Source organism: Microbacterium sp. M28 (genome assembly GCF_025836995.1).
Classification (GTDB): domain Bacteria; phylum Actinomycetota; class Actinomycetes; order Actinomycetales; family Microbacteriaceae; genus Microbacterium.
In genome coordinates this window covers 2755018-2778146 of sequence record NZ_CP107546.1, presented here as the reverse complement: position 1 = coordinate 2778146, position 23129 = coordinate 2755018, and the positions used below count along the sequence as shown (strand labels likewise).

General features: G+C 69.0%; 14 protein-coding genes. 5 read left to right on the top strand and 9 right to left on the bottom strand.

From position 1 onward, the window contains the following. Position 1: 1 nt before the first annotated feature. A complete protein-coding gene (locus tag OED01_RS13485; protein WP_264155798.1) occupies positions 2-1279 on the top strand; it encodes an LCP family protein in 1278 nt (425 codons plus the stop codon). A 23-nt stretch (positions 1280-1302) separates the two neighbouring features. On the opposite strand, the gene OED01_RS13480 is transcribed toward OED01_RS13485, so the two are convergent. The 6 genes from OED01_RS13480 to OED01_RS13455 form a co-directional block, all read right to left on the bottom strand. Further along, positions 1303-2718, bottom strand: coding sequence for a rhamnulokinase (locus OED01_RS13480; protein WP_264155797.1), 1416 nt, complete (start codon positions 2716-2718; stop codon positions 1303-1305). Then, positions 2715-4751: a bifunctional aldolase/short-chain dehydrogenase gene (locus tag OED01_RS13475; RefSeq protein WP_264155796.1), complete on the bottom strand. Its 2037-nt coding sequence runs from the start codon at positions 4749-4751 to the stop codon at positions 2715-2717. The genes OED01_RS13480 and OED01_RS13475 overlap by 4 nt, the downstream gene beginning before the upstream one ends. Before the next feature lie 13 nt (positions 4752-4764). Continuing rightward, complete coding sequence (locus tag OED01_RS13470; protein ID WP_264155795.1) at positions 4765-5550, bottom strand: alpha/beta hydrolase; 786 nt, start codon at positions 5548-5550, stop codon at positions 4765-4767. Between the two features lie 19 nt (positions 5551-5569). Beyond that, the gene (locus tag OED01_RS13465; RefSeq protein ID WP_264155794.1) at positions 5570-6880 is read right to left on the bottom strand and encodes an MFS transporter; all 1311 of its coding nucleotides are present in this window, start codon (positions 6878-6880) and stop codon (positions 5570-5572) included. Between the two features lie 90 nt (positions 6881-6970). After that, positions 6971-8134: an L-rhamnose isomerase gene (rhaI, locus tag OED01_RS13460; RefSeq protein WP_264155793.1), complete on the bottom strand. Its 1164-nt coding sequence runs from the start codon at positions 8132-8134 to the stop codon at positions 6971-6973. A 2-nt stretch (positions 8135-8136) separates the two neighbouring features. After that, positions 8137-8505 carry an L-rhamnose mutarotase gene (locus OED01_RS13455; RefSeq protein ID WP_264155792.1) on the bottom strand — a complete coding sequence of 123 codons (369 nt, stop codon included), beginning with the start codon at positions 8503-8505 and terminating at the stop codon, positions 8137-8139. A 161-nt stretch (positions 8506-8666) separates the two neighbouring features. On the opposite strand from OED01_RS13455, the gene OED01_RS13450 reads away from it, so the two are divergent. Further along, positions 8667-13502, top strand: a complete 4836-nt coding sequence (locus OED01_RS13450; RefSeq protein WP_264155791.1) for a metallophosphoesterase — start codon at positions 8667-8669, stop codon at positions 13500-13502. Positions 13503-13533: 31 nt separating this feature from the next. Beyond that, positions 13534-14316, top strand: coding sequence for a nucleotidyltransferase domain-containing protein (locus tag OED01_RS13445; RefSeq protein ID WP_264155790.1), 783 nt, complete (start codon positions 13534-13536; stop codon positions 14314-14316). Here OED01_RS13445 and OED01_RS13440 read toward each other — a convergent pair. The 3 genes from OED01_RS13440 to OED01_RS13430 form a co-directional block, all read right to left on the bottom strand. Beyond that, positions 14313-15224 carry a carbohydrate ABC transporter permease gene (locus OED01_RS13440; RefSeq protein WP_413231588.1) on the bottom strand — a complete coding sequence of 304 codons (912 nt, stop codon included), beginning with the start codon at positions 15222-15224 and terminating at the stop codon, positions 14313-14315. The two genes, OED01_RS13445 and OED01_RS13440, sit on opposite strands and share 4 nt — an antisense overlap. Further along, positions 15221-16117, bottom strand: a complete 897-nt coding sequence (locus OED01_RS13435) for a carbohydrate ABC transporter permease (RefSeq protein WP_264155789.1) — start codon at positions 16115-16117, stop codon at positions 15221-15223. The genes OED01_RS13440 and OED01_RS13435 overlap by 4 nt, the downstream gene beginning before the upstream one ends. A 66-nt stretch (positions 16118-16183) precedes the next feature. Continuing rightward, the gene (locus tag OED01_RS13430) at positions 16184-17497 is read right to left on the bottom strand and encodes an ABC transporter substrate-binding protein (RefSeq protein WP_264155788.1); all 1314 of its coding nucleotides are present in this window, start codon (positions 17495-17497) and stop codon (positions 16184-16186) included. A gap of 185 nt (positions 17498-17682) precedes the next feature. Between OED01_RS13430 and OED01_RS13425 the strand changes: the two genes are divergently transcribed. Both OED01_RS13425 and OED01_RS13420 read left to right on the top strand, forming a co-directional pair. Further along, entirely contained in the window at positions 17683-20346 is a 2664-nt protein-coding gene (locus OED01_RS13425; protein WP_264155787.1) for an alpha-L-rhamnosidase, read from the top strand. Next, positions 20343-23114 carry an alpha-L-rhamnosidase gene (locus tag OED01_RS13420; RefSeq protein ID WP_264155786.1) on the top strand — a complete coding sequence of 924 codons (2772 nt, stop codon included), beginning with the start codon at positions 20343-20345 and terminating at the stop codon, positions 23112-23114. Before OED01_RS13425 ends, OED01_RS13420 begins: the two co-directional genes overlap by 4 nt. The last annotated feature ends 15 nt before the right edge of the window (positions 23115-23129 follow it).

Here is a 23129-nt window from a genome sequence, read left to right as displayed (position 1 = left end):
CATGGTGAATCGGAAGGCGCGTCGTCGCACGGTCGCACGGCATGGGCAATTGCGCAGTCCTCGCCCGCTCGCACAGGTACTGACAGCAGTCGGCATCGCGGTCGCGGTGGTCCTGGTCAGCGGCGCCGGAATCGTCGCCTTCGTCGGGACAACGCTGATCACTGAGGTCACAGCCGACGCCGTCGAGCTCGAGGGACACGAGTCGGTGCCGCCGGACATCAGGGCGTTCGAGGGCGGTTTCAACCTGCTCCTCACCGGCGTCGACACCTGTGAGGAGAAGTACGCGCACCTTTTCGACAAGCGCTGCACCGGAGCGGATGCCGAGGGCACGCTCAACGACGTGAACATGCTCGTGCACGTGTCCGACCAGCCGCGGCGGATCACCGCGGTGAGCTTCCCGAGGGATCTGATGCTCCGCATCCCGGCGTGTGCGGGCGAAGACGGCGAGGATTTCGGCGGCACGGGCAAGGGGCAGCTGAACACGGCGTACACGGCGGGTGGGCTGAACTGCGTCGCCAAGACGATCTCCGAACTGACCGGGCAGGACATCCAGTTCGCCGCGGCTGTGACCTTCGGCGGCGTCATCGAGATCACGGATGCGATCGGCGGCGTCGAGGTGTGCCTCGCGAGCAGCATCAAGGACAGCCACACCGGACTCGACCTGGATGCCGGGACGCATACGGTCTCCGGACTGACCGCGCTGCAGTTCCTGCGGACACGCCACGGTCTCGTCGGCGAGAGCGATCTCGCGCGCATCGGCAACCAGCAGGTGTACCTCAACTCGCTCGTCCGCAAGCTCAGAGCGGATGAGACGCTCGGAGACGTCCCGACGGTGCTGCGCCTGGCGAACACGGCGCTGAGCAACCTCGAGGCCAGCACGTCGCTCACGAACCCGATGCTGATCGCTCAGATCGCGCTCGCCGTGAAGGACGTGCCGTTCGAGGACATCACGTTCCTGCAGTACCCCGTCGCGACGGACCCCGACGATCCGGACCGCGTGGTTCCGATCCGCTCCGCCGGCGCAGCGCTCTTCGAGGCCATCGCTGCGAACCAGCCCCTGGAGATCACGCACCGGAATTCGAAGTTCGACGGTGTCGTGGTCGAGCAAGGGGAGACGACGGCACAGCCCGAGCCGCCGGCGTCCCCGCACCCCGCGGACTCAGCCGCGCCGACGGATGCCGCGACCCCCGTGCCCGAGCAGACCGCTGTCGCGCTGCCGGAGTCGGTCAAGGGGACCACGGCCGAGCAGCGGACCTGCTCCAACGGCAACGGGCGATAGCCCGGCAACGGACGAGCGAGACCTCACCTAACGACGGACTGCGGGTCGTAGCGCACGGGCTGATGCGTGCGGGACACGAGCATGCGCAGCTCCTCGAGTGTCGCCGGCGCCGCGTCGAGCGCGCGCGCCTGGACCAGGACGTTGCCCAGCGCTGTCGCCTCGACGGGCCCGGCGAGCACCGGAAGTCCAGAGCGATCGGCCGTGGCCTGGCAGAGCAACCGGTTCAGGGACCCTCCGCCGACCAGATGGATGCTGTCGAGCTCCCGTCCGGACAGCTCACCGGCGGTCCGCACCGCATCGGCGAAGGCCAGCGCGATCGACTCGACGATCGTCCGGGCGAACGCCGCGCGGCCGTCCGGCGCGGCTGCGCCGGAGGCTGCGAGGACCGCGGAGATGCGCGCCGGCATGTCGCCGGGGGCGCTCAGCGACGGATCGTTCGCGTCGAAGACGGGGATGTCGCCCGTGACGGCGGCCGCGGCATCCAGCAGCCCGGGCAGATCGATCGACGAGCCGTCCTCGGCCTCCCAGGCACGGACGGTCTCGCTCAGCAGCCAGAGCCCGGTGACGTTGTGCAGGAACCGGAACCGGTCGTCGACGCCGCGCTCGTGCGTGAAGTTCGCATCGCGGGCGGCATCGGTCAGTACCGGCTCGGTCAGCTCGACGCCGACCAGTCCCCAGGTGCCGCACGAGATGTACGCCGAGCCGGCCGTCGCCATCGGCACCGCGACGACAGCGGATGCCGTGTCGTGCGAGCCGACGGCGATCACGGGAAGGTCCTTGCCGATGCGCTCGGCCAGTGCCGGGTGCAGGCGCCCGATCACCGTGCCGGGGTCGACCAGCGGGGGCAGGATGCTGCTCGGGATGCCGACGCGCTCGGTCAGCTCGAGGTCCCACTCGGACGATTCGACTCCCAGCAGCCCCGTCGTCGACGCGTTCGTGCGCTCGGCCACGCGCGCGCCGGTGAGCAGGTAGGCGATCAGATCGGGGATCAGCAGGGCGGTGTCGGCGTCGGCGATGCGCTCGTCGGCGCGGTACTGGTAGAGCGTGTTGAACGGCAGGAACTGCAGGCCGTTGCGCCGGTACAGCTCGGCGAGCGGAGCGATGTCGTGCACCTCGGAGACCCCGCGCGCGGTGCGCTCGTCACGGTAGTGGAACGGCTCGGCCAGTAGCTCGCCGTCCCGCAGCAGCCCGTAGTCGACCGCCCACGAGTCGATCCCGATGCTCTCGATCGCCGGCTCCCGGCGGACCGCCTCGGCCAGGCCGTCGAGGATGTGCCGGTAGAGGGCATCGAAATCCCAGTGCAGGCCGTCCGCGCGCTCGACGGGCCCGTTCGGGAAACGCGAGACGAGTTCGAGGTCGAGCGTCGTGGTTCCCACGCGTCCGATCATGACCCGTCCGGACGTCGCGCCCAGATCGACCGCGGCGACCGCCCTGGTCATCGGAGGAACGCGGCGGCGACGCCGGAGTCGACGGGGATGTGCAGGCCGGTGGTGCGGCTCAGCTCAGGGCCGGTGAGCACGAACACGGCATCCGCGACGTTCTCCGGAACGACCTCGCGCTTGAGGATCGTGCGGTTCGCGTAGAACTGTCCGAGGTCCTCTTCGGCCACACCGTACGTCGCGGCGCGGTTCGCGCCCCAGCCGGAGGCGAAGATGCCGGAGCCGCGGACGACGCCGTCGGGGTTGATGCCGTTGACGCGGATCCCGAACTCGCCGAGCTCGACCGCGAGCAACCGAACCTGGTGCGCCTGGTCGGCCTTCGTCGCGGAGTACGCGATGTTGTTCGGCCCGGCGAAGACGGAGTTCTTCGACGAGATGTAGATGATGTCGCCGCCGAGCTTCTGCTCGATCAGGACCTTCGCGGCCGCCTTGGACACCAGGAACGAGCCCTTGGCCATGACGTCGTGCTGCAGGTCCCAGTCCTTCTCCGTGGTCTCCAGGAGCGGGCGAGACAGCGACAGGCCGGCGTTGTTCACGACGAGGTCGACACCGCCGAAGGCCAGCACGGCCTCGTTCAGTGCGGCCTGCACCGCATCGGCATCCGCCACGTTCGCAGCGACGCCGATCGCGACATCGGTGCTGCCCAGTTCGGCGGCGGCGGCCTGCGCCTTCTCCAGGTCGAGGTCGGCCACGACGACGCAGGCGCCCTCCGCCGCGAGGCGCGTCGCGATGGCCTTGCCGATGCCGGATGCCGCACCCGTCACGAACGCGATGCGGCCCTGGTGGGACTTCGGCTTCGGCATCCGCTGCAGCTTCGCCTCCTCCAGCGCCCAGTACTCGATGCGGAACTTCTCGGCATCCGAGATGGGGGAGTAGGTCGACAGCGCCTCGGCGCCGCGCATGACGTTGATGGCGTTGACGTAGAACTCGCCGGCGACGCGTGCGGTCTGCTTGTTCGCTCCGTAGGAGAACATCCCGATGCCGGGGACCAGGACGATGAGCGGGTCGGCACCGCGGATCGCGGGCGACTCCTCGGTCGCGTGCGCGTCGTAGTAGGCCTGGTAGTCGGCGCGGTACTGCTCGTGCAGCTCGTGCAGGCGGGCGATCTGCTCCTCGAGCGATGCCGTCGCCGGCAGATCGAGAATCAGCGGCTTGACCTTGGTGCGCAGGAAGTGGTCGGGGCAGCTCGTACCGAGAGCGGCGAGCTCCGGTGCGCGCTCCGACGCGAGGAAGTCGAGTACGACGTCGGCGTCGGTGAAATGGCCGACCATGGGCTTGTCGTGCGACGCGATGCCGCGGATCGTGGCGGCGAGGGATGCCGCGCGTTCGCGCCGCTCGGCATCCGGCAGCGCCTCGAAGCCGGAGCGGACGCCGCCGAACGGCTCCGCCTTGCCGTTGGCTTCGATGTAGGCAGCCGCGGTGTCGATGATCCACAGCGAGTTGGCCTCGGACTCCTCGGACGTGTCGCCCCATGCGGTGATGCCGTGGCCGCCGAGGATGCAGCCGACGGCCTGCGGGTTGGCCTTCTTGATCTCGGCGATGTCGAGGCCGAGCTGGAAGCCGGGGCGGCGCCACGGCACCCACACGACCTTGTCGCCGAAGATGGTCGCGGTGAGCTGCTCGCCGTCCGCGGCGGTGGCGATCGCGATGCCGCTGTCCGGGTGCAGGTGGTCGACGTGCGCCGCGTCCACGAGGCCGTGCATCGCCGTGTCGATCGACGGAGCGGCGCCGCCCTTGCCGTGCAGGCAGTAGTCGAATGCCGCGACCATCTCGTCCTCGCGGTCGAGGCCGGGGTAGACGTCGACGAGCGCGCGCATGCGGTCCAGGCGGAGAACCGCGAGGCCCGACTCCTTCAGCGTGCCCAGGTCGCCGCCCGACCCCTTCACCCACAGCAGCTCGACCGGCTGGCCGGTCACGGGATCGGTCTCGGTACCCTTGGCCGACGTGTTGCCACCGGCGTAGTTCGTGTTCTTCGGGTCGGCGCCCAGACGGTTCGAGCGGGCGATGAGGGCTGCAGCGGTGGGGTTGGTCATGAGGGTCCTTCTTTCAGGCGAGAAGTGCGGAGATCCGAGCGGCCATGCGCTCGATGGAACGGGAGGCCGGTGCTTCATCAGGGCGGTTGAGATGGCCGTGATGCGTGCCGGGTTCGGTGAGGACCTCGACGTCGCGCCCTGCGGCGGCGAGCGTGGAAGCGAAGTGCTCTCCCGAGACGCGCAGTTCGTCGGCGTCGCCGTTCAGGATGAGCGTCGGCGGGTAGTCGCCGAGGTCGGATGCGGTGGCGTTGCCGGGGATCGCGGCCAGCGGCGCATCGTCCACGGTGCCGCCGAGGTAGCGCTCGTACATCGCCAGCACGGATGCCGGCGGGAACCGGTCCGCACTCGGATCGGCATCCAGCGCGGCGCGAAGCTCGGCGTCCGGGGCGGGCTGGACCGCCATGAGCGTCGGGTACGCGAGGAGCACGAGGGCGGGGGCCTCATCCGTGCCGGCCAGCCGGAGCCCGGCACCCGCGGCGAGGTTCCCGCCGGCGCTCGTGCCGCCGATCGCCAGCAGACGCACGCCGAACGCTTCCGCGTTGGCACGCGCCCACTGCCAGGCCGTGAGCATGTCGTCCGATGCGGCCGGGAAGGGGTGCTCAGGCGCGAGCCGATAGTCGACCGAGACGACGGTCGTGCCCCGGGCGGCGAGCTGGCGCGCCACCCAGTCGGACTCCGGCATGTCCAGGTCGCCGTGGCTGAACCCGCCGCCATGCGCCCAGACGAGCCCGGTGCCGTTCGGCGTGGTCGCGGGGTAGACGCGGACGAGTCCGTCCAGCTCCTCGTACGGTGCGGTCATGTTCGCGATCCTCCTCGGATCAGAGGTTCCCAGGGATCTCGGTCGACATCGGCACCCGGCCGCCGTACCGCTCGGCCTCGATCTCGTCGAGCGACTTGCCCTCGGTCTTCGGCGCCCAGATCGTGCCGATCAGCAGCGCGGCGACGAGCAGACCGAGGATGATGACGCCCACGCCCGGCAGGCCGAGGTCGGTGAGCAGGAGCGGGAACACGAGGCTGAGCAGGCCGACCATGACGCGGGCGAGCATGAACAGGACGCCCTGCGCGCTGGCACGGTAGCGGGTGGCGAAGAGCTCAGCGGTCCACAGCCCGTAGAAGGCCTGGGCTCCGAGGCCGGCCGAGATACCCCAGGAGACCGCGAAGAACAGCAGGGAGAAAAGCCCTGGCGGAGCGTAGATGAGCACGGCCCATCCGACGATGCCGAGTGCGGCTCCGCCGAAGTAGAGCCAGCGGCGGCTGACGCGGTCGCCGTAGCGCATGAAGCCGAAGTAGGTGCCGAGGGCCGTGAGGGTCCACACGAGCACCTGCAGCAGGTTCTGCTGCATGGGGTCGTGCAGGCCGGCCGCGTCGTACACGCGCGGCTGGAAGATCCCGGCCTGACCGGCGACCGTGTTCCACAGGCCGTACACGCCCAGCAGGAAGGCGAGCGCACCCCAGTTCTTCGGCTCTTTGAGCAGGCCGGCGATTCCGGAGAAGAAGGACGGTCGATTGCCCGCGGCGATCTCCGCTGCGCGGTCGGCCTTCCACCGGGTGGATTCGGGCAGGCCGCGGCGGACCCACCACGTGATCGCCGCGATCACGAACAGGTGCAGGAAGATCAGGCGCGCCCCGAAGACGCCGAGCGGGGCGACGAGGACGGCGAGGAGGAAGCCGACGGCCGGGCCGATCGACCAGGCGAGCTGGGCCGTGCCGACGTGGGCGGCGCGGTGCTCACTGGGGGCCTCCTCGGCGATGTAGGTCCAGGATGCCGGCACGCCGGCGCCGACCGCGATGCCCATGAGGATGACGCCGGCCAGCAGCATGATGAGGCCGGACGAGAACGTCACGAGCAGCGCGCCGACCATGAACACGATGAGGTCGTACGTGTAGATGAACTTGCGGCCGAGACGGTCGCAGAGCGGACCACCGATCGCCGCGCCGATGGCAGCCCCGAAGGCGTTGGCCGACAGCGCGGCGATCACCCCCACCATGCCGTCCTCGAAGCCGAACGCCCCCTGCCAGAGCGTCAGACTGGTGGCGAGGGCGATGATGGCGCCCGCCTCGATGTAGTTCGACATCGCCACGGCGATCGTGGCCTTCCATGCCGTGAGGGTCCGCTTCTGCGCGGTCATATCTTCTGGTCCTTCGTGGGGATGTGATGGGTGCTGCGGTGGAGCGGGGGGATCGGCATCCCGCGCTCCACCGGGTCGGAGGAGGGGCGCTCAGGCGCCCCAGCCGGCCTGGACGCCGCCGACGCGGTCGGCCGCGATGGTGGCCAGGTAGCCGGACTCGGCGAACGCCTTCATCGGGTCGGCGGCCAGACCGCGGCTCTCGCGCCATTCGGCCAGGGCCGGGCGCACGTCCGTGTAGAACGCGTCCATGAAGATCGCGTTCGCGGCCAGCACGTCGCCGGAGCGCTGTGCGGCGGTCAGCGCGTCGCGGTCGACGAGCAGTGCCCTGGCCGTCATCTCCTGCACGTTGAGCACGCTGCGGATCTGGCCGGGGATCTTGTCCTCGACGTTGTGGCACTGGTCGAGCATGAACGCGACGTCCGGGTTGTTCAGGCCGCCGCCGCGGATGACCTCGAACAGGATGCGGAACAGCTGGAACGGGTCCGCCGCGCCGACGATGAGATCGTCATCCGCGTAGAAACGCGAGTTGAAGTCGAACGAACCGAGCTTGCCCAGGCGCAGCAGCTGCATGACGATGAACTCGATGTTCGTGCCCGGTGCGTGGTGGCCGGTGTCCAGGCACACCATCGCCTTATCGCCGAGGGCGCTCACCTGGGCGTAGGACGTGCCCCAGTCCGGAACGTCGGTGTGGTAGAACGCCGGCTCGAAGAACTTGTACTCCAGCACGAGGCGCTGCTCGTCGCCGAGGCGCGCGTAGATCTGCTCGAGCGAGTCGTGCAGTCGGTCCTGGCGTCCGCGCATGTCCGCCTGGCCGGGGTAGTTCGAGCCCTCGGCGAGCCAGATCTTGAGGTCGCGCGAACCGGTCTCGTGCATGACGTCGATGCACGCCAGGTGGTGGTCGATCGCCTTGCGGCGCACTGCGGCATCCTCATGCGTGAGCGCGCCGAACTTGTAGTCGTCGTCCTGGAACGTGTTGGAGTTGATCGTGCCGAGCCTCACGCCGAGATCCTCGGCATGCTTGCGCAGATCGGCGAAGTCGCACATGTCCCACGGGATGTGCAGGGCGACCGAGGGGGCGAGGGCGGTGTAGGCGTTCACCTGCGCGGCATCCGCGATCTTCTCGAAGGGATCCCTCGGAGTGCCCGGCGTGCCGAACACCTTGAAACGGGTGCCGGAGTTGCCGAAGGCCCAGCTGGGGAGTTCGATCGCCTGCTGCTCGAGCGAGGAGAGGTTCTCGGCGGAGAGGACGGACATGGTCACTCGCTTTCTGCGGTTTCGGTTGATGCGGCGGAAAGCTGATCCGCCAGGTTGAAGACTTCGGTCAGCGGCGTCGCCGCCTGGTCGGGGCGGCCGTCGAGGCCGACGAAGAAGCGTGCCATCTCGGATTCCCAGCGGCCGGCGACTTCGGACGCGGCCAGGTACGCCTGCGCCGCTTCGTCGTCGTCGGTCTCGTAGTAGCCGACGAGTGTGCCCCCGTCGCCGAGGAACAGCGAATAGTTGCGTCGGCCGGATGCCGCGATCTCGGCGAGCATCTCCGGCCAGACCGGCGAGTGCCTGGCGAGATACTCGTCCAGCATTTCGGGACGGACCTGCAGCTGAAAGCAGACCCTGGTGGGCGAGGTCATCGTCGACGTGCTCCTCGATTAATGGATGAATCGTTTCAAGGGTAAGGCGTGAATGCGGTTCCTGCAACATCGGCGACTTCACCGCGGCGCCACCTCCGGTTCATCCGTCGTTCGCTGCCGAGGCCTGATCGGTTCAGGCGCTCGCGATTCGCTGATCCCTCGTGACCCACCCCGCTTTCGCCCGCTTCCGTGTCGCCCTCGCCGGAGCCGCCGCACTCGCCGTCACCGTGACCGGAATCGGTGTCGCGGCGCCCGCAGCAGCCGCCGCCGAGGCGCTCCCCGAGCTCGTGATCACCGAGATCATGCCCGACAACGCGGGCACGCCTTCTGACCAGGACCACTTCGAGTTCTTCGAGGTCACCAACACCACCGACGCGCCGATCGACTTCGCGGACCACATGCTGCGCTACAACGCGTCGTCGTGGCTTTCCGTCGTCGACCCCGGGACGGAGAACGCGCTCGCCGACGTCACGATCCCCGCTCAGGGCTCCGCCGTGTTCTGGCTGCGATATGCGGTCGGCACCGGGGACGCCGCCGTCGAGCAGTGGAAGCTCACCCAGGCGGACTTCCGTGCGCACTACGGGGACGCCTCGTCGACGTATCCGCTGTTCCACGTGATCGGTCAGGGCGGGTTCGCCAACACGGGTGCGCGTGAGTTCCGACTGTTCCAGGGCGACCGGTCGACGCTCGTCTCGGGTGTCGACTACGACCGCGTCTCCGGCAAGGGGATGTCCGAGCAGTACACGGTTCCCGCGTCCGGTGCCGTGTCCGTCGATCGCGTGATGAGCACGCCGACTCCGGGCGTCGTCGACCCGTCGCAGCTGGTCCGCCCTGGTGGATCGGAGGAGCCGGACCCCACGGATCCGGTGGGTCCCGACCCGGATCGACCGACCGACCCCGAACTTGCGGCGCCGCTGCTGCAGATCACCGAACTGGCTCCTGATACGGCGAACGTCGAGGGGGCGGATGCCTACGAGTTCGTCGAGGTGTTCAACGCCTCGGACGCGCCCGTCGATTTCAGCGACTACACGCTCAGCTACCTCTACACCGACAACGCGCTCACGTCGCCCGTCACGCTCAACGCGACCCTGTGGCCTGCCACCCCGGACGACGTCGTGATCCCGGCAGGGGGCACGCTCGTCGCCTGGATCGTGAACCCCGTCGGGGTCACGAACGGACTCACCGCGGCGGACTTCAACGAGGCGTTCGGCACCGATCTCGTGCTGGGCGAAGACCTCGTGCAGCTGTTCAACGGCGGCATGGCCAACGCCGGCTCCCGCGGCATCCAGGTCGCCACCGACACCGGCCACGATGTGAGCCGCGCGTACTATTTCGACGACGATCAGACCACCGCCGACACGGCGATCCAGTACGGCTGGAACCCGGGCGATGGTGCACACCTGTGGACGCCCGAGGCGCCGGCCGGGACGACGCAGACCATGATGGCGCTCGCGGCTCCCACTCCCGGCTTCGTCAGTGCCGGTCAGGTCCCGGCGTCCTTCGTCGCGGCCCCGACGGCAGGCACCGCACCCGCCATCGAAGACCTCACCGGTGGCTCGGATGTGCCCGACACGTCGGCGCTCGACCTCGGATTCGCGATCACGGACGACGTGCTCGTCCGCTCCGTCACCCTCGAGCTGGCCGACAACCTCGGAGCGACCCAGGCCCGCAACCTCACCGTCGAGGCGGCGAACCGCTTCCACTACTCCGTTCCGGCCGCCGACCTGTTCGGGAAGCGCTGGATCGAGTACACGGTCACGGCGAGCGACGGGCTGCAGCAGAGCACGCTCGGGCCGGTGCGGGTGGATCTCGTCGACGGCGAACCGGACCCTGTGCGGCTGAACCTGACGGACGGGCAGTTCGTGTCGGCGCAGACCCGCGTCTCGGCGACGGGTGTCGACGTCGCGCTCGAGATCGACGGTGCGGCCATCGAGGACGCGGTGCCGTCTCTCGAGACCGGGCCGGTGTTCGCCTTCGAGGCGACGAACACCGACGCGTTCTTCCGCAACGGTGTCAAGCTCGGCGACGAGGTGCTGCGCGTCTTCGACGAGGGTTACTACGCCCGCATCGTCACGGTGGATGCGACCGTCCCCGTCGAGCGCGTCGCGCCCGGGGAGCAGGTCACCCTGTCGATCACCGCGGGGACCAAAGCGTGGCCGAACGCCGACGTCAACGAGAACAACGACGACTTCGCCGCCCAGAACCCGCGACTCGCGCTCCCAGACGGACGTGTGCTGTACGCGGACCACTGCGCGACGACCAGGGAGGAGAACGGACAGGTCACCGCGCCCGCGTTCGTCGACTGCCCGGATCCGGCCGAGCGGATCGCCTTCAGCGATGCCTCCCTCGTCTCCTTCCTCGCGACGTTCACGATTCCGGAGGATGCCTTCACGTCCGTGTCGACCGTCTGGGACACGACGGCCGCGGAGGACGGCGAGCACGCCGTGACCGCACGCTCCGGCGCGGACGCTGTGACCAGGACCGTCGTCGTCGACAACACGGCGCCCGCCATCGAGCCGACGGTCGTCGAAGGCGAGCGGTACCGCGGGCACCTCGTCGTGGACGCCGCGGCGACCGACGGTGGAGCGGGAGTCGCGGAGATCACCGGTGTGCTCGACGGCAAGCCGATCGCGCTCCCGCTCGCGACGTCGTCCCTCGCGCTCGCGCCGGGTGCGCACGTCGCCGAGTTCACCGCGACGGATGCCGTCGGCAACGCCGCCACGACGACGGTGTCCTTCGAGACGGCCGACGAGCAGCCGGCGATCCAGCTCGACGGTCCGACCGACGGGGAGATCATCGAGGGCGACACGGCCGAGCTCGCCGCCACCCCGACATCCGCCGAGGGCGACGCGCTCGATGTGAGCTTCCGTGCCGGGTACGGGTACGCGCCGGGCGACGAAGGCCTCGTCGCCCTGCGAGGCACCGTCGCCGACTCGCAGGCAGCGGATCGCAGTGCCGGCGAAGTGCTCGGCGAGGCGGACCTGGCGGCGCTGCTCGGTACGGACGGCGTGAACGTCGAGACGACGAGCGCGACCGGCCTGCCCTACCAGCTCTACACGATCGCGGTCGACGCCGAGGTCGGTGCCGGCGCGCTGGCGCGGGTGGATTGGCGCGGCAGCGCGAACGCCGGGGCGAAGGTCATCCTGTACGTGCGGACGGTCGATGGCGCGTGGGAGCAGGTCGTCGAGCACCTGACGACGGCTGAGGAGACCGCCTTCACGCTCGAGGCGCTCGTTCCGGTCGACGGGCACGTCGTCGACGGGGCACTCACCGTCCTGGTGCAGCACTCGGACGGGTTCTCCGCGGACGACCTGTCCAGCAGGACGAGCGAGGTGGCGCCGTATCACCCCGAGGCGACAGCCCGCAGCGCGTACGACTTCACGATCGCGATCGAGAGTGACACGCAGTACTACAACGAGACCGATGACTACTACCCGCACCAGCTCGCGATCCACGAGTTCCTGCTGGAGCAGCGCGAGAACCTCAATCTGCAGTACATGATCCACAACGGCGACATCGTGAACGTCCACACCGACGCGCACCAGTGGGAGAACGCGGACGCGGCGTACACGATGCTCGACCAGGCCGGACTGCCGTACGGAGTCCTCGCGGGCAACCACGACGTCGGCGGCCACGCGGCGGATTACACGCAGTACTCCGAGCACTTCGGTGAAGAGCGCTACGCCGGCAACCCCTGGTACGGCGAGTCGTACAAGGACAACCGCGGACACTACGACCTCGTCTCGGCCGGCGGCATCGACTTCCTCATGATCTACATGGGGTGGCCGACCCCGAACGACGTGACCGCCAACAGCGAGGACATCGCCTGGTTGAACGAGGTGATCCAGCGCTATCCGGAGCGGAAGGTGTGGATCAACCTGCACGAGTACATGCTCACGACCGGCGGTCTCGGGCCGTTCCCGCAGCGCGTGTTCGACGAGGTCGTCACGCCCAACCCGAACGTGTTCGCGGTGAGCTCGGGTCACTATCACGACGCGTACACGCGCACGGACGAGATCGACGACGACGGCGACGGCGTCGCGGACCGCACGGTGTACTCGATGCTGTTCGACTATCAGGGACTGCCGGAGGGCGGCCAGGGCTACCTGCGGCTCGCGCACTTCGACAACGAGGGCGGCCGGATCATCATCCGCACGTACTCGCCCTCGCTCGACGACTTCGACTCCGACGAGCCCTCGTTGAACGACCCGGCCGGCATGCAGGAGTTCGAGATCCCGTACGCGGCGGTCGGCATCGTTCCAGGCCCGAAGACGCTGGCGGCCGACTCGTTCCGTGCCGAGATCCTCACGGCGCACGAGATCGACGCGCAGGCCGGCGTCGCCTCAGGCACGCAGGTGACAGCGACCTGGAGCGATCTGGCCGCGGGAGATCACGGCTGGTACGTCGTCGCCACCGGGCCGCACGGCGGCACCGAGTACTCCGAGGTGCGGACCTTCCGCACGGCCGCGGCCGGTGGTGGACAGCCGGGCGGGCCCGGCGACGGCGGCGGCGGACCGGGCGGACCCGGCGACGGCGGCGGCGGGAACCCCGGTGGACCCGGTGACGGCGGTGAAGGCCCGGACGGCCCGGCTGCGCAGCCGCACGGCACCGTGACAGCGGCGCCAGGATCGGCGCTCGTCCCCGGGGGGCGGATGCAGGTCGAGTTCATCGGGTTCCAGCCGGGGGAGCAGGTCCGCTTCGTCCTGCACTCCACTCCGATGGCTCTCGACGACACGTTGACCGTCGGCGAGGACGGCGCTCTCACCGGGATCCTCGACATCCCCGAGGATGCCGCGGTCGGCACGCACGAACTCGAAGCGATCGGCGCCTCGGGAACATCGGTGCGGTCCGAGCCGTTCACGCTCGCGAAGGCGTCGGCGGCCGGCATCCTGCCGACGACAGGAGCCGACGTGACGGTCGGCGTCGCGGCCGGCGCGGTCCTCCTCCTGGTCGGCGGTGCGCTGTTCATCGGGATGCGGCGGCGACGCACGCCGTGATCGGCGCGACCGCCCGCTACGGTGTCTCGTTATGGAGCATCAGCAACGGGCGCTGGACGCCTACGTCGCGCAGGTCGCTGCGAACCCTGACACCGTCGGCGTCGTGGTCATCGGGTCGGTCGCGCGCGGAACCGAGCGGGACGACTCGGACGTCGACGTCTATCTCGTCGTCACGGCTGAGGCGTTCGCCGCAGCCACCGCCGAGGACCGGTGGGCGTGGATCGACCGGCACGGGCTGGACTACCCGGGGTCGTACATCGACGTGAAGCTCGCCGACCTCGCCTATCTGCGCACGGCTGTGCGGCGGGCCGACGATCCGACGCGTGCCTCGTTCGCGGGGGCGCGTGCGGTCTTCAGCCGCTCGGAGGAGCTCCCGGCCCTGGTCGAGCGGATCAGCTCGCTCGGCGACGAGGTGTGGGCCGAGCGCATCCGCTCGCACGTCGCGCAGGCGCACCTGCACGGCGGCTACTTCCTGCGTCAGGCCGAGGAGCACGGCGACCCGTTCCTGCTGCAACATGCCGCCGTGCACCTGACGCTCGCGGCCGCGCGCGCCGCACTCGCGAGTGCACACCGGCTGATGCCCGGCCCGAAGTACATCCATCGGCTCGTGCGCGAGATCCCGAGCCCCGATGGCTTCGTCGAGGCGTGGGATGCCGTGGTGGCCGCGCCGGGAACGACGACGGCGAACGCGCTCATCGCGATCATCGACGACTGGCTCGGCCGGGATCAGACCCGCGACGAGTCGTTGTCGGTGTTCATCCGTGACAACGAGCTCGCCTGGCTGCGGGGCACGATCCCGGCCGAGTACTTCTAGCCCTTGACGGCTCCGCTGGTCATGCCGGCGACGATCTGGCGCTGGAAGAAGATGTACATGATCAGCGGCGGCACCGTGATGAGCAGGATGTTCATGAACAGCAGGTTCCACTGGCTGAGGCTCTGACTCTGGAAGTTGTACAGCGTCAGCTGGACGGTCGCGTTCGCGTCGCCCGGAAGGAAGTACAGCGGGCCGGTGAAGTCGTTGAACACCGCGACCGACTGGACCACGATCACCGTCACTGCGACCGGCTTGAGCAGCGGCATGACCACCTGGAAGAACAGCCGCAGGGGTCCTGCGCCGTCGATCACGGCCGCCTCGTCCAGCTCACGCGGGATCGTCGAAACGAACGCGCGGAAGAGCAGGATGCAGAAGCTCAGACCGAACGTCGCCTCGATGAGGATCATTCCGGGCATGGTCTTGAACAGGCCGATGCCCTGGAGGACCCAGATCGTCGGAACCACAGCAGGCGGCACGATGAGTCCGGCCAGCACGAAGATGTTGATGACGGCGTTCCACTTCGACCTGCGCCGCTGCAGGATGTACCCGACCATCGCGGCGAATACGACCATGATCGCCACGCTCGCGACGGTGAGGACGGTGGAGTTGATGAACGCGGTGACCAGCATCCAGTCGCGTGCCTGCATGACCGTGACGATGTTCTCCCACAGGTACCAGCCCTGAGCCGGCAACGAGAACTCGAAGAGCGAGGCCTCCTGCGGGTTCTTGACCGCCGTGAGGAAGATGAACGCGAACGGCACGATGAACACCACGATCGAGGCGAGGATCGCGACGATGCCGACCACGTAGCGGGTCAGGAACAGGCGAGGCGTCATCGGTCGACGATCAGCCTTGGCGATCCGCGCCCGCGACGATCCGGCCGTGGTGATGGTGCGGGTGAGGGTCATGACTCCACCTGCCTCTTGTTGAGGATGTACTGGATGGGCACGATGATCGCCGTCACCACGATGAACAGCACCACGTTGCCGGCGGTCGACAGGCCGTAGAAGCCCGCCTGGTACTGCTTGTAGATGACCGACGCGATCACGTCGCTGGTGAAGCCCGGTCCGCCTCTGGTCATCGACCAGATGAGCTCGAACGAGCGGAGACCGCCGATGAGCGACAGCAGGATGACCGTCGCCGTGGCCGGCTGCACCAGCGGAAGGGTGATGTTCCTGAACCGCTGCCAGGCGCTCGCGCCGTCGACCTTGGCGGCCTCGAAGTACTCCTGGGGGATCGCGACGAGGCCGGCGATGAAGATCAGCGTGGCGATGCCCACGCCCTTCCAGACGTCCACGAGGGCGACCGAGATCAGCGCCCACGCGGGGTCGGTGAGCCATCCGGGGCCCTGGACGCCGATGAGGGCCAGCGTCTGATTGATGAGTCCGTCGAACGGATCCATCAGCACCTTGAACGTGATGCCGATGCCGACCGTCGACACCAGCACGGGGAAGAAGATCGTCGAACGCAGATACCCGCGGCCGAGGATCGAGCCGGTCAGCAGCAGGGCGAGGGCCAGGCCGAACACGACCTTCAGGGCGCTCGTGATGAAACCGTAGATGAATGTGTTGACGAAGCCCTGCACGAGCATGGGCTCGGTGAAGAACTGGACGTAATTGTCGAAGCCGATGAACTCGATGTCGAAGAGTGACCATCGGGTGAGGCTGAAGTAGAACGAGGCGAAGGTGGGGATGGCGAACAGAACGATGTAGAGCACCGCGGACGGGATGTAGAACCACGTCGGGTACGAGCTCTTGATGCCTTTTCGCTTCCCAGGGGGTGCTGAAACAGCAGCGGTCATGATGTCTCCGTCGAAGTCGAGGGGTGCGGGCCCCGCGACGGGGCCCGCACCGGGGTCAGGCGGGGATCACCAGCCGTCGAGGCCGAGCTGCTGAGCCTGCTTCTTCACGTCTTCGTCGTAGAGCGCCGCGCCCTCGTCTGCCGGGCGGATGCCGCTGCCGACCTCCACGGTGATGTTCTCGAGGTTCGGTCCCTTGATGGGGGAGAGGAACTCGAGCGCCGGGTTCGTGTTGCCCTCGTCGAAGTAGGGCTGCATGTCGGTCAGCAGGCTGGGCACGTCGTCCGGGAGCGTGCAGGCGCTCGTGGCGAAGGGGCCGCTCGGCGCCATCACCGTGGTCTGGATCTCGCATCCGCCGGGGGAGTTGATGAAGGCGACGAGCTTCTTCGCCGCTTCCAGTTCGGCGCCTTCGGTGGTCTTCGGGATGTACACGGCGTTGGGCAGCCACACCGTCAGCTTGGTGTCCTCGGCGTTCTGCGCCGGCAGCGGGAAGACGCCGAGGTTCTCGAGCTCCTCGGGGAAGTTCTGCTGGAAGGTCGAGACGATCCCGGTGAGGATCGGGTAGTGCGCTCCCTCGCCGGTCGCGACCATGCGGGCGCCGTCGTCGTAGACGGCTGAGGCGAAGTCCTCGTTCCACCAGCCGGCCTCGAAGCCCTCCTGCTGGTTCGCGAAGCCCTGCAGGGCCGGTTCGTCGGCGTATTTCCGCTGACCGGCGGTGTACTCATCGGCCCACTCCTCGTCCTGCGCGAGCACGTTCCCGAAGTCGCCGAGGATGAACAGCTGGCTCGTCCAGGTGTCGCCGTAGGTCTGGATGACGGGGGTGATGCCCGCGGCCTTGATCGCCTCGTTGTTCGCGGCGAACTCGTCCCAGCTCTTCGGGATCTCCAGGCCCAGGTCGGCGTAGACCTTCTTGTTGTAGACGACGGCGCCGGCCTGCGTCGCACCGAACGGGGCGCCGTAGACACCGTTCTCGGTCGACACGACGGCCTTCATCGTGTCGTCGAGGTCGTCCACCCAGTCCTGATCGTCCAGCGGGACGAGGTTCTGGTCCGGGTTCAGGGCCTGGAAGAGCGAACCGGAATTGTAATAGAAGACGTCGTCCATCTCGCCGGTGGACAGCTTCGTCTTCATGAGGTTGTCGCCCTCGGTGCCTGCCGGCTGCGATTCCAGTTTGACGGTGATGTCGGGGTTCTCCGCCTCGAACGCCTCGATGAGCGCTTCGGCGACCTCGATGTTGGTGCCGGTGTTCCCCGTGAGGAAACTGATCTCGACCTTGCCGTCGGCGCTTTCGCCGCCGCCGGTGCTGCAGGCGGCGAGCGGGACTGCGAGGGCTGCGACGCCGACTGCGGCGAGGAGAGCCCTTCGGGTACGGGTGCTGTCCATCCTTCTACCTCCATGTAAAAGCTGACTCGTGGTTGCGGTCTCGACGTCGAGACCGTCATGCTGTTGAATGGGACGCGTTGAAACCATTCAACTCCCCGTAAGGTACGACGATCCGAGACGAGAGTCAACGATCGTTTCCGAAATGAGTCGTGCGCGAGGACGCGCACAGTGGAAGGAACGACGCCATGACGGCCACCCCACCCCTCACCCGGTTCGACGCGGCGACGCACATCGTGTCACTGAGCTCGCAGCACGGCGCGGGGCTGCTCGGCATCCCGTCCCGTGGGCTGCGTCTGACCTGGCGCAGCGAAAGCTCCACGCCGGGTGCCGACCAGATCGCGTATCAGCTCGCGACAGGCCCTGCGGACGGCGAGTGCACGCCGGGCGAGGTCGTCGCCGGCCCCGATTCGGTCGCGATCCCGGTGGGCGATCTCGCGTCCGGAGAGCGTCGACGATTCGCGGTGCGGATCGCGACGCCGTCGGGGTGGACGGAGTGGAGCGACGAGCTCGTCGTCGAGGCGGGGCGGGACGCCGGTGACCTCAGCGCCGCCGTGATCGGCATCCCGAGCGAGGTCGAAGGGCCGGTGGCGCTGCTGCGCACCACCTTCCAGGTCGACCGCATTCCGCAACAGGCTCGTCTGCGGCTCAGCGCGCTCGGACTCGTGGATGCCTGGATCAACGGCGTACGCGCCGGCGACGCCAGGCTCACGCCGGGGTGGACTTCGTACGGCACCCGCGTGCTGATGGACACCCTCGACGTGACAGGACTCCTGCGCGAAGGGGCGAACACGATCGTGCTGGAAGTCGGCGACGGCTGGTACCGCGGGCGGATGGGCTTCGCCGATCGCACGGAGATCTACGGCGACCGCTCAGGGGCCATCGCCCAGATCGACACCGAGGACGGGGTGCTCGTCGCCACCGACGAGACGTGGCGCGGTGGGTTCGGCGCCGTACGGTCGGCGAGCATCTACGACGGCACTGTCACTGATCTGCGTCTGCGCGCCGAGGGCGTCCACGAGGCATCCTTCGACGACTCCGGGTGGACTCCGGCATCCGTCATCCCTACCGACCTGGCCCGCTTCGAGCCGCGTTCCGCTCCGCCGATCCGCGTCGTGGAGGAGCTCGGGATGACGCGGACGGACCGCGACGGAGCCGTGCAGTTCGACGCGGGGCAGAACATCTCCGGCTGGGTCCGGCTGGTGGTCCGCGGCCGCGCCGGCGACGTCGTCACCGTCCGTCATGCCGAGATCCTCGAGCCGTCCGGTGCGCTGCACACGGCAGCGCTGCGCAGCGCCAAGGCGACCGATTCGTACACGCTCGACCGCGACGGCGAGCACGTGCTCGAGCCGCAGTTCACCTTCCACGGCTTCCAGCACGCGGAGGTCGAAGGTCCCGTCGAGGTGCTCTCCGCCACGGCCGTCGCGATCTCGAGCGACCTGCCCGCGCGGTCGACCTTCCGCTCGGCATCCGAGGCGCTGAACCGGTTCCACTCGAACGTGTTCTGGTCGCAGCGCGACAACTTCGTGTCGGTGCCGACGGACTGCCCGCAGCGCGACGAACGACTGGGGTGGACCGGCGACGCCCAGGCGTTCGCCGCGACGGCGAGCACGCTGATGGATGCCGAGGCCTTCTGGCGCAACTGGCTGCGCGATCTCGAAGCCGACCAGACCGATGAGGGCGGCGTCGCGTCGGTGGTGCCGGACATCATCCGTTTCGAAGACATGCGCATGGGCGCGGGGCCGGTCGACAACATGGGCCGCGCCGGCTGGGCGGATGCTGCGACGATCGTCCCCTGGGCGGTGTACGAGGCATCCGGCAGCGACGAGGTGCTCCGTCAGCAACTGGGCAGCATGCGCCGCTGGGTGGAGCACCTGCGCCGCCGCGCGGGCGACGGCGTCGTCCTGCCCACGGAGCCGTTCCAGTACGGCGACTGGCTCGATCCGGATGCCCCAGGCGAGCGGCCGTGGGAGGCGAAGGTCTCCAGCGACTATGTCGCGAACGCGTTCTACGTGCACTCCGCCCGGCTTCTCGCCCGTGCCGAACGCCTCGTCGGCGACCCGACACGGGGCGCCGGGTACGACGCGCTCGCTGACCGAGTCGCGGCCACGACCTGGGAACGCTGGGGAGCCGAGGCCGCGGCCACGCAGACCGGTGCGGCGCTCGCACTCGAGTTCGCGATCGCGCCGGCCGCCGAGCGCGCCGCGATCGCCGACGATCTCGCCGCTGACGTCCGCGCCGAGAACGGCCGCATCTCGACGGGCTTCCTCGGCACACCCCTCGTCCTGTTCGCGCTGTCGAACAACGGCCACCTCGACGAGGCGTACCTCATGCTGCTCCGCCGGGACGCGCCCAGCTGGCTCTATCAGGTCGACCGCGGAGCGACGACGGTCTGGGAGCGCTGGGATGCGATCCGTCCGGACGGCAGCATCCACTCGGGAGACATGGATGCCGGGTCGCACGATTCCGGCGGCAGCATGCTCTCGTTCAACCACTACGCGTACGGAGCGATGATCAACTGGGTCTACCGGACGGTGGCGGGTCTCGCGCCGGCCGAGGCGGGTTACCGCCGGACACGGATCGCCCCGCGGCCCGCCGCGCAACTCGATCACGCCGCGGCATCCATCGACACCGCGTACGGGCGGCTCGCGATCGACTGGCGGATCGACGCCGACGGACTCCGGGCGACAGTGGAGGTGCCGTTCGGCGTCACGGCGGAACTGGACCTGCCGGTGACCGACGCGTCGGTCGTCACGGTCGACGGCTCTGCGGCATCCGGCCCCCTGTCCAGCGGAACTCACGAGATCACGGTGACGGCCCCGGCCGTCGCAGGAAGCGAGAGGCGAGCATGAACACCAGGATCACCCGCGTCGAGGTAGACGCGCCGTACGGAAGCGACGTCGTCGCGACAGCCCACCCCGCCATCGGGTGGACCACCGAGACGGACGTCACGGGCTGGCGTCAGGCCCGGGCCGAGCTCGAACTGACCACGGCGGATGGCACGCAGCAGCACGTCGTGGACGGACGCCGGTCCGTGCGAGTGCCCTGGCCGTTCCGGACGCTTTCCCCTCGTGAGGAGGTGTCGCTGCGCGTGCGCGTCACGGGCGTCGACGGCGCGGCATCCGAGTGGAGTGCGCCTCGGCGAATCGTCGCAGGGTTCCTTGCCGACGGGGAATGGCAGGCGCAGACCGTCGCCGTCGCGAAGCCGTCCGGGGCGGCCGAACCCGCCGTGCTGCGGCGGGCATTCGCGGTCGACGGCGACGTCCGCAGTGCCACTCTGTACGCGACTGCGGTCGGTGTGTATCAAGCGGCCGTGAACGGCGCCGATGTCGACGATCAGGTGCTCAAGCCGGGGTGGACGCCGTTCCACACCAGGACCGTGCACGAGACCACCGATGTCACGGCGCTGGTGACGGCCGGGCCGAACGAGATCTCGGTGCGCCTGGCCGGGGCATGGGCCACCGAGCGATACGGCTTCCGCGACAACGCGCAGCCCGTCTACGAGGAACAGCCCCGGTTCGCCGCTCAGCTGCTGATCGAATACGTCGACGGCCGGTCCGAGCGCATCCTCACCGACGCCACCTGGGAGAGCGCGCCAGGCCCGATCACGGCCAGCGGGCTCTACGCCGGAGAGGATCACGACGCCCGTCGGACTCCGGAGACCTGGGCGCCCGTCGCCGTCGTCGACGACGTGCCGATTCCCGAAGCCCGGGTCTCGCCCTTCGTCCGGCGCATCGAGGAGCGCGCCGTCGCCGAGGTGATCACGACGCCCAGCGGCAGGACCGTGCTCGACTTCGGTCAGAACCTCGTCGGGCGGCTGCGCATCCGGGTCGCCGGCCCCGCCGGCACTGTCGTGACGCTGCGGCATGCCGAGGTCCTCGAGCACGGTGAGCTCGGGACGAGACCCTTGCGGGCCGCTGAGGCGACCGACCGGTACACGCTCGCCGGCACCGGAGTCGAAGAGTGGGAGCCGGAGTTCACCTTCCACGGATTCCGATACGCCGAGATCGACGGATGGCCTGGCGCGTTCGATCCGGCCGACGTCACTGCCGTGGTGATCCACAGCGACATGGAGCGCACCGGATGGTTCGACACCTCCCACGCGCTCGTGCGCCGACTGCACGAGAACGTCGTGTGGGGTCTGCGCGGCAACTTCCTCTCGGTGCCCACCGACTGCCCTCAGCGGGACGAGCGGTTGGGCTGGACCGGTGACATCCAGGTGTTCGCCCCCACAGCGAGCTTCCTGTACGACGTCCGAGGGTTCCTGGACTCGTGGCTGCGCGACCTCGCGATCGACCAGATCGACGGCGTCGTGCCGTTCGTCGTACCGAACGTCCTGGGTCCTGCGCGTCCGGCTGCCGCGTGGGGCGACGCGGCGACCGTCGTGCCGTGGGTGCTGCACGAGCGCTTCGCCGACCTCGACACGCTCGAGCGCCAGTACGACAGCATGGCGGCCTGGACCGATGCCATCGTCGCCCTCGCCGGCGAACGGCGGCTGTGGGAGGGCATGTTCCAGTTCGGCGACTGGCTGGACCCCGATGCGCCGCCGAACCAGCCGGCCAGGGCGAAGACCTCGGCGGACATCGTCGCGACGGCCTACGTCTTCCGCTCCGTCGATCTGACGGCCCGCTCGGCGGCGCTGCTCGGTCGGACAGCGGATGCCGAGGCATACGCCCGCATCGCCGAAGAGGTGCGGCAGGCGTTCGTCTCCGAATACGTCACCCCGGCCGGACGCATGATGTCGGACGCGCAGACGGCGTACTCGCTGGCGATCGTGTTCGACATCATCGAGCCGGAGCGCCGCGCGGCGCTCGGCGCCCGCCTCGCCGAGCTCACCAGGATCGGCGGCTACCGCATCGGCACGGGCTTCGTCGGCACGCCGATCATCCAGGACGCTCTCACGCGCACCGGTCATCTTGACGTGGCTCGGCGCCTGCTGATCACGACCGAGAACCCGTCCTGGCTGTACCCGGTGACGATGGGAGCGACGACCATCTGGGAGCGCTGGGATTCGATGCTCCCCGACGGCACGATCAATCCGGGGGAGATGACCTCGTTCAACCACTACGCGCTCGGAGCGATCGCGGACTGGTTGCATCGCTCGCTCGCCGGTCTCGCGCCGGCGGAGCCGGGGTACGCGCGCCTGCACATCGAGCCGCAGCCGCTGCAGGGCTTCGACTTCGCAGAGGCGACGCACCTGACGCCGTACGGGCAGGCGCGGGTGCGCTGGGATCGCGACGGCGACGAGATCGTGGTGCAGCTCGTCGTGCCGGCGAACACCGATGCGGATGTGGTGCTGCCGGACGGGCAACGGCACACGGTCGGATCCGGCGCCCATCGTTTCTCGTGCACCGCCCCTTCGGTGACCGATGCACCGTCCGCCGTCGGACTCGCTTCGAGCCTCGCCGCGATCGTCGATGACGCCGAGGCGTACGACGAGATCGTCGACGCGCTGAGCCGGTGGCGTCCGTCCGCCGCAGAGGACTTCCGCCTCGGGACGCAGTGGGGAGAAGGGCTGCAGCTGGAAGAGCGTCTCGCGCACCTGGCCGGACCGGAGGTCCGCACCGAGATCGAACAGCGTCTCACCGCACTCACGGCACGGCGGGCCTCCGGCGCGTAGCCGGTGGGACGGATG